Annotated in this window: 12 protein-coding genes and 3 pseudogenes; 8 read left to right on the top strand and 7 right to left on the bottom strand. The window is 67.1% G+C overall.

The features are described 5' to 3' along the window. Positions 1-8 precede the first annotated feature (8 nt). From ABZT02_RS36200 to ABZT02_RS36175, 6 genes are all read right to left on the bottom strand, one after another. Entirely contained in the window at positions 9-1,169 is a 1,161-nt protein-coding gene (locus ABZT02_RS36200; RefSeq protein ID WP_356025363.1) for an acyl-CoA dehydrogenase family protein, read from the bottom strand. Between the two features lie 113 nt (positions 1,170-1,282). Then, positions 1,283-2,797, bottom strand: a complete 1,515-nt coding sequence (locus ABZT02_RS36195) for a PAS domain-containing protein (protein WP_356025361.1) — start codon at positions 2,795-2,797, stop codon at positions 1,283-1,285. A gap of 32 nt (positions 2,798-2,829) precedes the next feature. Beyond that, positions 2,830-3,492, bottom strand: a complete 663-nt coding sequence (locus tag ABZT02_RS36190) for a response regulator (RefSeq protein WP_356025359.1) — start codon at positions 3,490-3,492, stop codon at positions 2,830-2,832. Positions 3,493-3,499: 7 nt separating this feature from the next. Continuing rightward, a complete protein-coding gene (locus tag ABZT02_RS36185) occupies positions 3,500-3,787 on the bottom strand; it encodes a hypothetical protein (RefSeq protein ID WP_356025357.1) in 288 nt (95 codons plus the stop codon). A gap of 19 nt (positions 3,788-3,806) precedes the next feature. Then, positions 3,807-4,301, bottom strand: coding sequence for a nuclear transport factor 2 family protein (locus ABZT02_RS36180; protein ID WP_356025355.1), 495 nt, complete (start codon positions 4,299-4,301; stop codon positions 3,807-3,809). 217 nt (positions 4,302-4,518) lie between these two features. Further along, entirely contained in the window at positions 4,519-5,523 is a 1,005-nt protein-coding gene (locus ABZT02_RS36175) for a helix-turn-helix domain-containing protein (RefSeq protein ID WP_356025353.1), read from the bottom strand. A 290-nt stretch (positions 5,524-5,813) separates the two neighbouring features. On the opposite strand from ABZT02_RS36175, the pseudogene ABZT02_RS36170 reads away from it, so the two are divergent. The 4 genes and pseudogenes from ABZT02_RS36170 to ABZT02_RS36155 form a co-directional block, all read left to right on the top strand. Further along, positions 5,814-5,900 (top strand): annotated as a pseudogene (locus ABZT02_RS36170) (PAS domain-containing protein); the annotation flags it as partial. 13 nt (positions 5,901-5,913) lie between these two features. Continuing rightward, positions 5,914-6,069 (top strand): annotated as a pseudogene (locus ABZT02_RS36165) (ATP-binding protein); the annotation flags it as partial. 169 nt (positions 6,070-6,238) lie between these two features. Continuing rightward, positions 6,239-7,474 carry an acyl-CoA dehydrogenase family protein gene (locus tag ABZT02_RS36160; RefSeq protein WP_356025351.1) on the top strand — a complete coding sequence of 412 codons (1,236 nt, stop codon included), beginning with the start codon at positions 6,239-6,241 and terminating at the stop codon, positions 7,472-7,474. 98 nt (positions 7,475-7,572) lie between these two features. Then, on the top strand, positions 7,573-8,292 hold the full coding sequence (locus tag ABZT02_RS36155) for an SDR family oxidoreductase (protein WP_356025349.1): 720 nt from the start codon (positions 7,573-7,575) through the stop codon (positions 8,290-8,292). 104 nt (positions 8,293-8,396) lie between these two features. On the opposite strand, the gene ABZT02_RS36150 is transcribed toward ABZT02_RS36155, so the two are convergent. After that, entirely contained in the window at positions 8,397-8,666 is a 270-nt protein-coding gene (locus ABZT02_RS36150) for a hypothetical protein (protein ID WP_356025347.1), read from the bottom strand. Positions 8,667-8,695: 29 nt separating this feature from the next. On the opposite strand from ABZT02_RS36150, the pseudogene ABZT02_RS36145 reads away from it, so the two are divergent. The 4 genes and pseudogenes from ABZT02_RS36145 (at position 8,696) to ABZT02_RS36130 (ending at position 14,841) form a co-directional block, all read left to right on the top strand. After that, positions 8,696-10,305 (top strand): annotated as a pseudogene (locus ABZT02_RS36145) (cation acetate symporter). Between the two features lie 89 nt (positions 10,306-10,394). Beyond that, complete coding sequence (locus tag ABZT02_RS36140; RefSeq protein ID WP_356025345.1) at positions 10,395-10,697, top strand: DUF1330 domain-containing protein; 303 nt, start codon at positions 10,395-10,397, stop codon at positions 10,695-10,697. 672 nt (positions 10,698-11,369) lie between these two features. Continuing rightward, complete coding sequence (locus ABZT02_RS36135; protein WP_356025343.1) at positions 11,370-13,565, top strand: MMPL family transporter; 2,196 nt, start codon at positions 11,370-11,372, stop codon at positions 13,563-13,565. A 91-nt stretch (positions 13,566-13,656) separates the two neighbouring features. Then, positions 13,657-14,841, top strand: coding sequence for a histidine kinase (locus ABZT02_RS36130; RefSeq protein ID WP_356025341.1), 1,185 nt, complete (start codon positions 13,657-13,659; stop codon positions 14,839-14,841). The last annotated feature ends 3 nt before the right edge of the window (positions 14,842-14,844 follow it).

Below are 14,844 nucleotides of genomic sequence, written 5' to 3'. Positions count from 1 at the left end.
AGGAGCGGCTAGAGGTAGCCGGGGAAGGGCTGGGCACCCATGAGGACGGCGCCGGCGCCGTCGTACATGCCCTCCTGGAGGAAGGCGTGCTGCGGGACGACCGACGCGTCGCGCAGGTAACGCTGCATGGGATGACCGTCGGCGATGGCGGGGATGCCGCTGAGTTGGTATGCGGCCCGGACGACCTCGAAGGAGGTCTTGGCGAGGTGGGCGGAGGCCAGCCTCAGCAGGCTGGCCTGGCCAGCGGTCGCGGGATTCCCCGCTTCGACCGTCGCCCAGACCTCTTCGGTGGTCTCGTAGAAGAAGGCGCGTACGGAGCGGAGTTGGGCCTCGGCCTGTCCGACCGCGATGCGGTAGGTGGCGCGCTCGGCGGGCTTGGGGGCACCGGTGTAGCCGGTGCGGCCGCCGTTGGCGATGGCCAGGTCGAGGGCGGCTCGGGCGATGCCGAGGCCGACGACGGCCAGGCTCTGCGCGGCGTACGGGACGGCCGGGTAGCGGTAAAGGGGTTCGTCGACGGTGGGCTCGCTGCCGCGGACGAACGTCCACTCCTCGGGCACTACGACGCCGTCGACCACCAGGTCGTGGCTGCCGGTTCCCCGCATTCCGATGACGTCCCAGTTCTCGGCGATCTGCACCTGCTGGGGTCGCAGCACGGCGGTCAACGGCGGGCCGGGCTTCTCCCCGTCGGCCTTGATGCCCACGCCGAGGACATCCGCGCCCTTGCAGCCGCTCGCGAACTTCCAGCGACCCGAGACCCGGTACCCGCCCTCGACGAGTTCGGCGGGCTGCGTGGGGAACAGACCGCCGGCGAAGGTCAGGTCAGGCCCGTCGGCGTACAACTGGGCCTGGCTCTCCAGGGGCAGTGCCGCCAGATAGATCAGGGACGAGCCGAAGCTGGCGACCCAGCCGGCCGATCCGTCGACCATCGATATCCGCTCGATGATCCGGAGGAATTCGGCCGGTGGCAACGCATCCCCACCGAATCGCTTCGGAGTGCCGACCCGGTAGATCCCCGCCTTCTTGAAATCGGCGATCACATCCCGCGGAACATGCCGCTTCTCCTCGAATTCGGCGCGCCGCTCCGCCACCACCGCAAGTACGTGGTCGAAATTCGACCGGTACGGCGACCCGGCTCCGGGTGAACCCCGAGAATCCAGCGTCTGCGTCATAAGAAATTCTCCTCGCATTGCCGAGCGGTTCCTCCTCCCGCCTTCCTCTAAGGCTATGCTGCGGAGCGGCGGGCGAAAATTGGGATTTCGATGAACCGCGTAGGGGATTTCCCCTACGTGTGACCGGTGCTGTGGGAACGATCTGCCGTTTCTCCGACGATGAGGGGCAGCCTGAAACTGAACACGGCACCTCGGGGCAGGTTCTCGACCGCGTGAATTCTGCCACCATGACGGGTAATGATGCGGTGGCTGAGGGCCAGGCCGATACCGTTGCCGCTGTCCTTCGAGCTGAAGGCGCCGTCGAAGATCTGCCCCGACGGAAAGGCCTGCAGGCCCTCCCCGTTGTCACGCACCATGACTTCGGCGTATGCGCCGCTCCGGCGCGTCGCCACGGTCACCGTCCGCGTTTCGGCCGGCCACCGGGCCATTTCCTCCACGGCGTTGAAGGCAAGGTTCATCACCACCTGTCCGATGAGAACCTTCTCGCACCGTACGGGGAGGGGTTCGGACGTGGGCTCCCAGCGCAGGGCGACGCCGTTCTCCCGGGCTCGTATGTCGACGAAGTAGGCGCAGTCGGCGACGATGTCGTTGAGGTCGGCGGCCTGTTCCGACTGTTCGAGACGTACGACGTAGTGCCGCAGACTCGACATGATCTGTGCCGCCCGGTCGATCTGCAGGGTGGCGTTCTTCAGCCCCCAGCTCAGGGGTTCGCGTTCCGTCCTGCCTGCGTCCAGCCGCCTTCGTACGCCTGCCACGAAGTTGTGTGCGGCGGCGATTGGTTGGCTCACCTCGTGGGCGATTGCCATCGCCATGTCTCCCATGGCGTTGTACCTGGCCAGATGGTTGAGATACTGGGCATCTCGCCGATGCTCCTCCTCCGCACGGACGCGGTCCGTGATGTCGTGGAAGAGCAGAAGCCGGCCGCGGAGATCGTTCTCGATGTCGATGTGCTGGCATCGCACCGCGAACCAACGGCTGTCTTCACCGGAAGTACTCAGCCGAAATCGCCGGTTGCTCGGTAGCCCACTCTGCGAGGTGGTGTCGAGGACTGCGCGCAGCACCTCTGCTGATTCCGGATCGAGGAAACGCGTGAAGGTCTCACCCAGGAGAGCGCCGGCATCGGTGCTGAGCAGCGCACCCGCGGACTCGCTGGCGAACAGTATGCGCCCGTTGTCGTCGAGCACGACGATGCCCTCGTCGAGGTTTCGCAGGAAGGCCTGCAGCCGCCCCTCCGTGCGGAACAGATCGCGCCGGGTGGCCTTCTCCTCCGCGATGTCCCGGAACTGCACCATCACCACCGGACCTGCTTCCAGGTCCACTCGGGCGGCGATGGCTTCGGTGAGGATATCCACGCCGGACTTGGACCGGTAGCACCATTCGATGGCGCTGGTGCCCTCGTCGACGGCTCGCTGCAGCCAGCTGACGCCGATCTCGCGCGCGTACTGACGGGCGTTGGAACTCATGTCGGGCGCCTTCAGCGGCTTCATCTCGTCAAGGGTGAAGCCGAGGACGTCACAGGCCGCCTGATTGGCCCAGAGGATCTCCTTCGTGTCTGCGTCATGCACCAGAACGCAGTAATGGAGCGCGGCGAAGAGCCGTCCGCAGTCGGCGAGCGTGATGTCAGGCATGGGATGTCCTTCGGCACACGAGCGGTTCGCGGTCACATCTCGGGCAGCCGCACGCCGGAACGGAGTATGTCCCCCACCAACGCGCCCAGGGTCTCGGCTCCGGTCTTCTCCCGGATACGCGCCCGGTGTGTGTCGACGGTCTTCAGACTGATCCCGAGCCGGCCCGCAATGGCCTTACTGGGGACGCCGACGACGACCAGTCGGAGTATCTCCCGTTCACGGGGGGTCAGGACAGCGAGACGGTCTTCCAACGCGCGCCGCCCGGCAAGCTCGGCATGACGTTCGCGTGCGGTGCCGAGGGCACGCTGCACCACTTCGAGCATGTGCTGGGGATCGTACGGCTTCTCCAGAAAGTCGACCGCACCCTGCTGCAGCGCCCGTACCGACATCCGGATGTCACCGTGCGCGGAGACGAAGATCACGGGGAGCGGGATCCCCGAGGAGTTGAGGATCTCCTGCACCTGAAACCCGCCGACCTCCGGCATCCGTACGTCCAGGATGAGACAGGCGGGACGTTCCCGGTCGAAGGCGGCGAGGAACGAGGCGGCGTCGGTGAAGCACTCCGCCCGGATGTTCACCGAGTCCAGCAGCCATGCCAACGAGGCGCACAACTGCTCGTCGTCGTCCAGGACGTAGGCGATTCCACGCTCGTCGGTCTGCGCCGCCCCGGCGTTCTCGGCTGCCCATGCGGTCACGGTCGTCTCACTGACTCCAGGCCGCCCGCGCGGTCCAGTACTCGCTGCCGTCGGCACTGATACCACGCTGCCACTCGGATGTGCGGCGAAGCTTGGGCTCGGCCTTCGCGGTCGCGGCGTCAGCACCGTCGGGGCCGTCCTCCTCGACCTGCCAGTGCACCCAATTGACCTCGTTGCCGGCATTGTCGTGCATGAACAGATCCACGTGGTGCCAGCCGTAGCCGTGGGTGTCGGCATAACAGGTGAGCAAAAGAGAGTGCGCCGCCCCGTCCGTACCGTGGGTAGCCTCTGCCATACCGGTCATAGCTCCTCGCTCAGCGTGTTCCTCGTGTCATGGACTCGCCGCCGAGCGGAGCACTGAACAGCCGCTCGGTGCGAAACTCGGAGATCTGCGCCTGAGCCCGGCCCGTTCGGAAAACAACGTCGAGGCGGGCGACGATGATCTCACTGCTGCCGTCCGCGTAACGGGCCAGCTGCTGCATGAGCCAGTTCCCCCTGACGACGGACCCGTCGCATTCGGTTGTCCCGGGAAGCAGCAGATGGACGTTGGCAGCGAAGTGGTCGTGCGGCGGGAGATAACCGGCCAGCATCCGGATGACGTCCGTCCTGCCCTCACTGCGGCCAAATTTTTCGGCGTAATGGCCGCCGATTCCTTCCCATACAGCGTCCTCGGTGAACAGCTGAGCCAGCTCGGCGAGCACGGCGTCGGGCTTCTCCGGGGCGGGCAGGTCACACAGCCGCAGATAGCGGGTCAGGCACTCCACCGCCCGAGCTGTGGCTGCGGCCGCCGAGTCATTGTGCGTAGACATGTTGAAAACGCTAGGGCGGGTCTCGACGCATCATGTCGCACCGGGTGCACGGGCTGTCGCCAATGGGTGCACCGCACGCGAGTGAGCTGGGCACACATGCGGCGTCGCAGGGGACCTCGGCCGGCGATACCGCTGTGGACGGCGTCGGCGCCGTATGACTGCCACGTCCCACGGGAACGGGCGAGCCGTCACGGAGGGGCGTACCAAGGCAGGCAGTTCACTCTCCAGCGGAAAGCCGGTCACCGATGACCACAGGCATCGGTGCCGGCACATGCCCCAGGAGCGCCTGCCGACGGTATTCGCGGGGCGTGTGGCCGTACGCCGCCTTGAAAACGCGCGCGAAGTGACGGCCGTCGAGGAGCCCCCACCGCGCGGCGATCATGGCGATGGGCTGGTCCTTGGTCGCCGGTTCGGCCAGCTCGCGTGCACAGTGCACCAGACGCCGGGCGCGAATCCAGCCGGCGACCGTCGTCTGCTCCGCCGCGAACAGCTTGAACAGGTAACGCCGTGAGATGCCATGCGCCTCGGCGATGACATCCGGCGAGAGATCGGGGTCGGAGAGGCCACGCTCGATGTAGTCACGGATACGGAGCGTCATCGCCTGGTGGGGCGTCGGCGCCGCGACATCAAGCCGCTCGAACATCAGCGCGGTCACCAGGGAGACGGCTCCGTCGACCAGACGCGCCGTCGCGGGGCCGTCACACTTCGCACCCTGCTCGCCAAGTGAACTCAGGAAAGGGGAGACGATCGCCCCGAGGCCCTCCCTGGCCGCGATGCGCTGCCCCGTCAGTCCGCGCAGGATGTCCGGTCGCAGAGGGATCATCGGGCGCGGCAGAAGCACCAGCAGGGCACGGAAATCGCACTCATACGTGAACGAGTACGGGCGCGAGGTGTCGCAGATGGCCAGGTCACCCGGGCCCAGCCGGCCGTGGGAGCCATCCTGTTCGACGAGTCCGGTGCCTGAAAGCTGCAGGTTGATTTTGTAGAAGTCCTCCTGACGCCTTGCCGCCAGCGCCGCCGTTCGCCGCACCCGCAGAGGTGCCGCGCTCATGGAACTGAGCTGCAGAGCGCCGACCTGGCTGCTGATGGCCTTGGCGTGGAAGGGGCCTGCCGCACCCGGGTGGGCGGCGAGAGAGACGGGCATCGCGCGGGATATTTCGTCGGACCAGAAGTCGAAGCGCTCACCCGGGGAAACTTGGTCGGTAGTCAGGACGGTTTGCATGGACGCGCTCCACCTGTCGAAGTTGCATGTTCACCGTAGCTTCAGCTTTTCCCCAGGGATCGCCCGATAGGCCTCGGACGCGAATCCCCGGCGGCGCCCCGGCGCGGCGGCCGGCTCGCAGGGCCGTCCCTCGCACCGTCTGGAAGTCGCCGAGGAAGGGCCCGTCTCCAGCCCACGACGGGCGACTGGAGGAATCTACCAAAGGAGAGATAAATGAACCTTGGTAAGATTTCACGATTAGTGGCCTTTAGCAACCAGCGCCCGCTGATGAGGCATACGCCGCCGCAGCAACCCTCAGCGGGCGCGGTGTCATCACCAGGTGGAGCGAGGGAGCCGAGCAACTGCTCGGCTATCGGCAGGAGGAGGTGCTGGGGCGACCGGCGGTCGGCCTCCGACGCCAGCAGCACCACACCACACCTGCGTCTGGCCCGCGTCTTCGACGAGGGCGGCCGCGGCCTTCTTCTCGTCGCCCAGCTCACCCAGCGGTGGGGCACACGCCATTCCCACCATGGCAAGACCATCTGGGCCGAGCAGGACGCCGTCTGAAGGGCATCTGGCGCCTCTGTGCACGCTGTGCGACTTCACCGTGCACTCCCTGACTGGTCGCGGACCCCACCAACCATGAGGCTGACCGCACACAGACAGAACCCGCTCACGGCCAACGTCCGATCAATCCACCTCAGGGGCAGCCTCGACCTCAGCGAGGAGTCACACCATGACCGTTTCCTTCCTGCTCTCCCCAGAGCACGAGCAGATTAAGGCCACCGCTCGCAGGTTCGGCGAGGATCACCTGGCCGACCTCACCGCGCGGGTGAACGCGGAGCCCGACCCGCTGACCCGTGCCCTCCTGATGCGGCCGGTCTTCGAGAAGGCCGTCGCAGCAGGCTTCCTCAGAAGTCTGATCCCCGTTCCCTTCGGCGGCGGAGCCACCAGCGGCATCGACGCCGCGATCTTCATCGAGGAGTGGGCCAGTCACAGCCCCGACCTCACGATCTCCTTCGCCGGACCGCTGATCGCCCTGGCTCCCGTGTTCGAGGTCGGCACCCCCGAGCAGATCAAGCGGTTCGTCGCGCCCTTCCTGGTCGAATCCGGCTCGCCGGTCGCGGCCATGGCCTACAGCGAGCCCGGGGGCAGTGCGAACTTCGACGCCGAGGCCCCGGCCGAGGGGACCCGCACCACGGCCGTTCTCGATGGCGACGAGTGGGTCATCAACGGACGCAAAGCGTGGTCATCGCACCTGTGCGGCTGGGACGGCGACGGCCCCGACGTCATGACGATCGTCTGCAGGACTCCGGGAGGGGTCTCGCTGATCGTCGCCGAGCGAGAGCACCTGGCCGGCCACATCGAGGTCGAGGAGTACTACGACCTGCCCGGTCTCAAGGGGTGTCTGACGACGCGCATCCGGCTCGAGGACGTGCGCGTGCCGCGCGAAAACCTCCTCGGCGAGGAAGGCCAGGGCGTGGCGCTGACCCGCAACGCCTTCCTCATCAGTGGCGCATCCATCGGTACGTTCGCCGTTGCCGCCATGCGGCAGGCGTTCGACATCGCCTACCGGTTCGCGGTCAGCGAGAAGCGCGGGGGCCTCGTGCCCATCATCGATCACCAGGCCGTTTCCGATGCACTCGCTGACGCCAAGGGCAAGATCGAGGCCGTCCGGCTTCTGTCCTGGCGTGCGCTGGACGCCGTGGTGTCACAGCACCCGGCAGCAGTGGAGCTGGCACTGCACTCGAAGATCTACGGGTCGGAGACCGGCGTCGAGGTGATCAACGATCTCATCAAGGTCGTCGGTGTCTCGGCGTACGACAACAACTTCCCGATCCTGGCCTATCTGGCGGACGCGCTGTCCTACCCGATCATCGAGGGCAGCAACATCGGAGTGCGCCGCCGGCAGATGCAGGAGCTGTTCCGTACGCCGGGCTACGACCCCCTGGCCGCCTCAGGCATGTCCTGACGCGCCGACTGCTGCACCAGACATTCCCATGGGTGAGGCCGGAACACTTTCAGTGAGCAGCCGGCCTCTTTCCACAAACAGTAAGAAGGGTGCGAATCATGCTGAACGGGAATCTGTCCGGAAAAACCGTCGTGATCACGGGTGCGGGCTCCGGGATCGGGCTGGCCACCGCGTACCTCGCCGCCGAACGCGGAGCTCATGTCGTTCTCACTGACCGCACCGAGGACCGCATCAAAGAGGCTGCGGAAGAAATCGGCACCGGTGCCTCCTACCGCGTGCTGGATGTCACGGACTCCGATGCCATCGACGACGTCATGGGATCGATCGGAACCATCGACCACCTGTTCACTCCGGCAGCGGGAATCACCATGGCCCCGTTCACCGAACTGAGCGAAGAACAGGTTCGGGACTTCTTCGAGACCAAGTGGTGGGGGCAGTACCGGTGTGTCATGGCCGCGCTTCCGCACATACCGAAGGAGACAGGCTCGATCACCCTGACGTCCGGATATCTCTACCGGAAGATCGAACTCAACTGCTTCGCGTTCGCCGCGGTCAACGGCGCTGTCGAGGCCACCGTCAAGTCTCTCGCCATCGAACTCGCACCGCTGCGCGTCAACGCCATCGCGCCCGGCCCCGTGGACACTCATGCGCATCGTATGAGCACCGACGAACACCGCGCCTTCCGCGAGGCGGTCTCCGCCCAACTCCCGGCCGGCCGCCCCGGAACGGCCGAGGAACTCGCCCACTCCGTTCTCTATCTGATGGAGAACACCTTCACCACCGGCATCACCCTCGATGTCGACGGCGGAAAACGATGAAAACGGCGGTACGTCGGTCGCTCTTCCCCTACCGAGAACTGTCCGGTGCGTCTCGCCAGACGGAACAACACGGGCTGGACCAGGATCCAGCGCACAGAGGATCGCTACAGATGGATCAGCAAGAACAGGCCGGGATCGCCCAACCGGGGCCTGGTCCGCTCGGCGGTCACCGGCAGCACTCCCGTCGTCCGGGCGTGTCCCTCGTCATGGGAAGCGGGGCCCTCCTCACAGCACAACTGCTGCTCATCCTCACGGCACCGGGCTTCGTGGGCACTCGTGTCCTCGGCGAAGTGACCATCGGCCTCGTCCTGCTGGCGGCGCAGGTACTTCTCCTGCTCGCCGCAGCGGTCCGGTACGACCGTCCCACCGGGCACCGCCTCACCCTCACTACGCAGAGGCGGACATGAGACCGGACGTCCTGCTCGCGGTCTCACCGACGAACAGCGACACCCGTGGACTCGTCCTGGTGGTGTTTCTGGTATTCATCGTGGCGATCCTGTTCATGGGTGTCTTCATCGGCCCGGAGGGCAACGACGTCGACGGCTTCTACACGGCCGGGCGCAGAGGTGGGGCGCTGGGTGGGGCGCTCGCCATCGCCGGCGCGCTCGTCTCCGCCGACATGGTCGTGGCTGTTGGAGGCTTCGTCGCGTTCTCGGGGTACGACGGCTTGTTCGTCGCGCTGTGCAGCGTGATGTCCCTGCTCGTCCTTCTGCTGCTGACGGCTCGGTTGCGCGGGCGGTTGCGCTACACGCTCGGCGATCTACTCGTCGAGCGTGCTCCTGGGCCCGCGGTGAGACTCGCCGGAGCCGTCGTGACTCTGTGCGCCGTCCTCCCTTTGCTGATCCTGACACTCGTCGGGGGTGGGGTCAGCATCGCCCGCTTCCTCGGACTGTCCGGAACGGGAGCCGAGCAGACGGTTATCGTTCTGTTCGGCAGTCTGATTGTCCTCGCCACCATCTTCGGCGGGATGCGAGGCACTCGTAGCCCGCAGATCGTCAAGACGGTCGTGTTGTTCATGGGCCTTGGGACACTGGCCTTCCTGGTGTTCTGGCGCCTGGACGGGGGCGTCGGCACACTGTTCGGTTCAGCCGCCGTCAGCAATGGTCAACCGGGTGCCATCTTCCGGACCGGCCTCGGGCTCTCCAACTCCGATGGATCGTTGAGCAGGTTGGACCTCGCCTGTCTCGTACTCACGACGGTTCTCGGGGCGGCGTTCATGCCTCATGTGACCATGCACCTGACGACCGTGTCGGACGGGGGTAGAGCGCAGTCCATGGTGCGTCGCAGCATCTTCGTCGTCGCCGTGTTCGCTGTCTTCGTGGGAGTGGTGGGCCTGGGAGCCTCCGCTCTGGTCGGCAACGAGACGATCATCGCCACCGACCCCAGCGGAAACGCCACGGTGGACCTCTTGATCATGGAGTTGGTACGAGGTCTGTCCAGTTCCACGGGCGGCGCCCTGCTCATCGTGCTCGTAGCCTGCGGGACATTCGTCACCACACTCGCGGTGGTGGCGGGAATCACGCTCGCCGCGGCAACGACGATCTCACACGATCTGTACGCCAAGCTGCTGGGCGGGGGCAGGGTCAACCAGGCCCACGAGGTCTCGGCGACGCGCTGGGCGTCGGTGCCCTCGGCATCATGCTGGCTGTCGCGGCGGTGGAGGTGAACCTGCGCTGGCTTGCGAACATCGCCTTCTCGATTGCCGCTTCCTGCATACTGCCCGCAGTGCTGCACGTCCTGTACTGGCGCCGGTGCACCAGAGCCGGGCTGCTGTCGATGCTGTACGGAGGGCTTTTCTGCACGCTCGCCCTTCAGTTCTTTTCTCCGGTCTTCTCCGGTGAACGAGCCGCGCTCTTTCCCCATCAGGATTTCTCCTGGTTCCCGCTGCACACCGCCAGCCTCATTTCGGTTCCGACAGCCTTCCTGCTGGGTTCGATTGGAAATGCTGTGGGCACACGGAGGCGAACCACTGCCGATCACGGATTGCGACCCCGGGCGCACCACGGCGCCTAGCCGACGACGCCCGAAAAACAATTGGTCGACCGTCGTGCATCCCGAGGAATTCCACCTCGCATGCACTTTCCCATTACCGAGGTGTTGACGTGAGCGCATTCGTTCTCTTCGAGGGCACGAAAATCATCGACAACGAAAAGCTGGAAAAATACAAGGATCTGGTACCCGCCACGATAGCGAAGTTCGGCGGAAGGTACCGGGTCCTGGGGGGGAATCCGTCGGTCGTCGAGGGCGACTGGAGTCCTTCGCACCTCGTGATGATCGAGTTCCCTTCGTTCGAGCAGGCCAAGGCGTGGTACGAATCCTCGGACTACGAGCCTCTGAAGCAGATGCGCTTCGTCAGCGCCGAGGGCACGGGCATCATCATGGAAGGGCTCCGCGACGCCCAGTGACAACCGGACGCCGGCCGGAACCCGGTGGCGCAGCCGGTAGGACGGTTACGCGCGGTCGCCGGGGCGGAAGCAGATCACAGTGGCCGCGCGCACGCGGCCCGGCGAAGTGTCAGCCCAGGGTCCCGCCCCTGGGCTGATGCCTTCTCAGCCATCGCATGCCGGCAGCGGCTCGCGCCTGGTCGACGAACGGATGCTGTAGCGGTTCACGGTCCCCAAGTCGCTGCGCGGCGACGTGACTCCTCGTGCGAACGGAGCCGGCTGGCCGGGGTCACCATGCGGTCGTCGACCCTCCGGGAGGCGTGGAGCCAGCGGAGTGCTACCCGTCAACCGGCCGCACTGGCAGTCGGCACACCTCGCCTCGTAAGCGGCCTTCACCAGCTCACCACGATCACTGTCGCGCCGCCCCGGACGAGGCGATCCGGCAACTCCGGCTCGTCGGTGACCTCACATCCCCGACAGTGGCATCACCTACGTGATCAACCGCATGGAAGGGCCGTTCTGGTGCTCCGATCGGAGCCGTCGACGGCAGACGCCTGCCCCCTCTCTGCTGCGATCGCAGTAGACGCAAGTGTCTGCGAACGGCCAATGACGAGAGACCGGAGAACTGCGAGTGTTCGAGTGGGCCGTGATCGTCGGCCCGCACGCATGACAGTCCCCTGGAAAGGCTCGTCGATGTCCCCTCTCGCCCGCTGGTGCCACCGGCGCCGGCTCGCCGTCGTCCTGGTCTGGGTGGGCCTGTTGCTCGCTCTCGGCGCCGGAGTCGGTGCGGCCGGCAGCGCCTTCGGCGACAGCCCCACCTCGCAGGACACCGACTCGGCCAAGGCGACGGCACTGCTCCGGCAAGCCTCCAACAGTGCGGCGGGCAAGAGCGGCCGGGTGGTCTGGCAGGTGAACGGCGGTGAGGTCACCGAGCCCGCCGCCAAGCAGGTGATGACCCGGACTCTGAAGGAGATAGCCGAGGCACCGGGCGTCGCCGAGGTGACCAGCCCCTACACACCGCTCGGCAAGGGGCAGATCAGCAAGGACGGCCAGACGGCCTACGCCTCGGTCTCATTCGACCGGGAGGTGGAGGACACCCAGGTCGACCACGTGAAGGAAATCGCCACCGGCCCGGAGTCGGGGACCCTGCACATCGCGCTGAACGGGCAGGCGTTCACCGTCAACCCCGCTCCCAACCCGGTCGCCGACGTCATGGGCATCGTCCTCGCCTTCATCGTGCTGCTGTTCGTCTTCCGGGCCGTCTGGGTGGCGGCGCTGCCGATCATCACGGCCATCGTCGGTGTCGGCACCTCCGCGGTCACGGTGATCCTGCTCAGCCACGTCATCACGCTCTCCGACACCACGCTCACCCTGGGTTCGCTGATCGGTCTGGGCGTGGGCATCGACTACGCGCTGTTCATCGTCAACCGGCACCGCACCAACCTCATGGCGGGCATGAGCGTCGCCGAATCGGCAGCCAAGGCCCTCAACACCTCCGGTCGGGCCGTGGTGTTCGCCGGGCTGACCGTCGTCGTCGCGTTGCTGGGCATGCTCACCCTGAACGTCGGCATCATCAACGGCATGGCAATCGGCGCGGCGATCACCGTCACACTGACCGTGCTGGCCGCCATCACCCTGCTCCCGGCGCTGCTCGGCATGATCGGCCCGCGCGTCCTCGGCCGCAAGCAGCGCCGCGAGATGTCCGGCTGGACCCGGCCGCGCTCCTCGAGCCGGACCGGGCTGTGGGGCCGGTGGGCCGAGCGGGTGCAGGCCAGGCCCAAGACGCTGGCCCTCGTCGCCCTGGCCGTGCTCGCGGCGCTCGCGCTGCCGACGCTGTCGCTGCGTCTGGGCGCGTCCGACGACGGCAACCTGCCGACGACCTCGACGAACCGTCAGGCGTACGACATGATCGCCGACGGGTTCGGGCCTGGCTTCAACGGCCCGCTCGTCCTGGCGGTCCAGGCCCCCGACGCCGCCGGCAAGGCCGCCGAGGGGAAACTGGTCACCGCCCTCGAGAAGGTCGACGGTGTCGCCAGTGCCAACTCCGCGGCCATGAAGGACGGACAGACCGTCGGGGTGGTCTCCGTCGTCCCGACGACCTCCCCACAGTCCGAAGCCACCTCCGACCTGATCCACCACCTGCGTGACGACGTGATCCCGCAAGCCGAACAGGGCACGTCGATGAAGGTCTACGTGGGAGGCGTCACCGCGAGCAACGACGACTTCGCCTCGGTCCTGATGGGCAAGCTGCCCGTCTTCGTGCTGGTGATCGCCGCGCTCGGCTTCCTGCTGCTGACCGTCGCCTTCCGCAGCCTGCTCATCCCGGCGGTCGGCGCGCTGCTGAACATCCTCAGCATCGGAGTGGCCTTCGGCGCGATCGTGGTGGTCTTCCAGTACGGCTTCGGTGCCGGACTGCTCGGTCTCGGTGCCGGCGGACCGATCGAGTCGTTCGTGCCGATCCTGGTCGTCGGCATCATGTTCGGCCTGTCCATGGACTACCAGGTCTTCCTCGTCAGCCGGATGCGCGAGGAGTGGGCCCACACCGGCGACAGCCACCGCGCGGTCCGGGTCGGCCAGGCCGAGACCGGCAAGGTCATCGCCGTCGCCGCCACCATCATGGTCTGTGTCTTCGGCTCCTTCGTCTTCGGCGGCATGCGGGTCATCTCCGAGTTCGGCGTCAGCCTCGCGGTCGCGGTCGCTGTGGATGCCCTGCTGATCCGCATGATCGTCGTCCCCGCGCTCATGCACCTGTGCGGACGGGCCAACTGGTGGCTGCCCCGCCGACTGGACAAGGCCCTGCCCAACGTGTCCGTGGAAGGCCCCGCCGACGAGCCCGCGCATCCGCTGTACGCCGTGCGGGAACCGGAGTCTTCCGGCCTGGCCAACTGACCGTCGCCACGACGGACCGACATCGCAGGCGGGCCGGTGGAAGGCGGGGGGACCTCGCCTTCCACCGGTCGGCGCTGCTTAGAGTGAGGGAATGGAACTGCCCATGGTGTGGCAACGGTGGCTGGCCCGTCATGACCGGATCAAAGACGCGCTGCCGGCGGTACCGCTGATCGTGATCGCCGCGGCGGCGACCGCCGCCGTCGGCAAGGACTCCTGGCAGGAGCCTCGTTGGCACGAGGTCGTGTGGACGACGCTGTCGTGCTTGCCGCTGGCCTTCCGAAGCCGCTGGCCCCTGGGCGTCGCCCTCTTCACCCTGGCGGGTGACCTCACGCTGATGGCCGTCGCCTCACACATCTCGCCGGCCCCGGGAGCGAGCCTGATCGCCCTGTATACCCTCGCCCTCCTCGGCAGCCGGCGCACCGCGTGGACGGTCGGGGTAGCCTCGGCCGTGGCGATCACCGGTGTCTACGCCGCCACCCACTCCGAGTCCCTGGTGGCGGGGGCCAGTCTGTTGCGGTTGGACTTCGCGATCGCGGCCACCGCGCTCGGCCGCACCGTCCGCAGCCGCCGTGAGAGCCTCGCGGCGGCCAGGGAACGCGTGGAACACGCCGAACGCACCCGGGAGGAAGAGGCCCGGCGCCGGGTCACCGAGGAACGCGTGCGCATCGCGCGCGATCTGCACGATGTCGTCGCCCACCACATCACCCTGGTCAACGCCCAGGCCGGTGTGGCCCACCACCTCATGCGCGCCAACCCCGACCAGGCGTACGAGGCGCTCGCTCACATCAAGGACAACAGCCGAGCCGCCCTCGACGAATTGCGCGCCACCGTCGGCCTGTTGCGCCAGCCCGACGACGCGCCGGGCTCGCGGGCCCCCATCCCGCGCCTGGCCGATCTCGACGCCCTCGTCACCGGCTTCGAGGCGAGCGGCCTGTCCGTGTCGGTGACCCGCACGGGCGGCCCCTCGCCGCTGGCGCCCGCAACCGACCTGACCGCCTACCGCATCATCCAGGAAGCCCTCACCAACACCCACAAGCATGCGTCCACCTCCTCGGCCTCGGTGGTCCTGGAGTATGGCGTGCACTCACTCCGGGTCACGGTGACGGATGACGGACGCCCGGGCGCGCCGAAGGGCGCGGGCACCGGCCACGGACTGATCGGCATGCACGAGCGGGCCACCGCCATCGGCGGTACCGTCACCGCCGGCCCGCGTTCCGAAGGCGGCTTCCAGGTCGTAGCCGAGTTGCCGGTCTCGCTCTCTCCCGCACCTGCCTGACAC

Origin of the sequence: Streptomyces sp. NPDC005402 (genome assembly GCF_040606575.1) — a bacterium.
In the GTDB taxonomy this organism is placed as follows: domain Bacteria; phylum Actinomycetota; class Actinomycetes; order Streptomycetales; family Streptomycetaceae; genus Streptomyces.
Note: the sequence above shows the minus strand (reverse complement) of the source record. Positions and strands in the feature narration are given on the sequence as shown.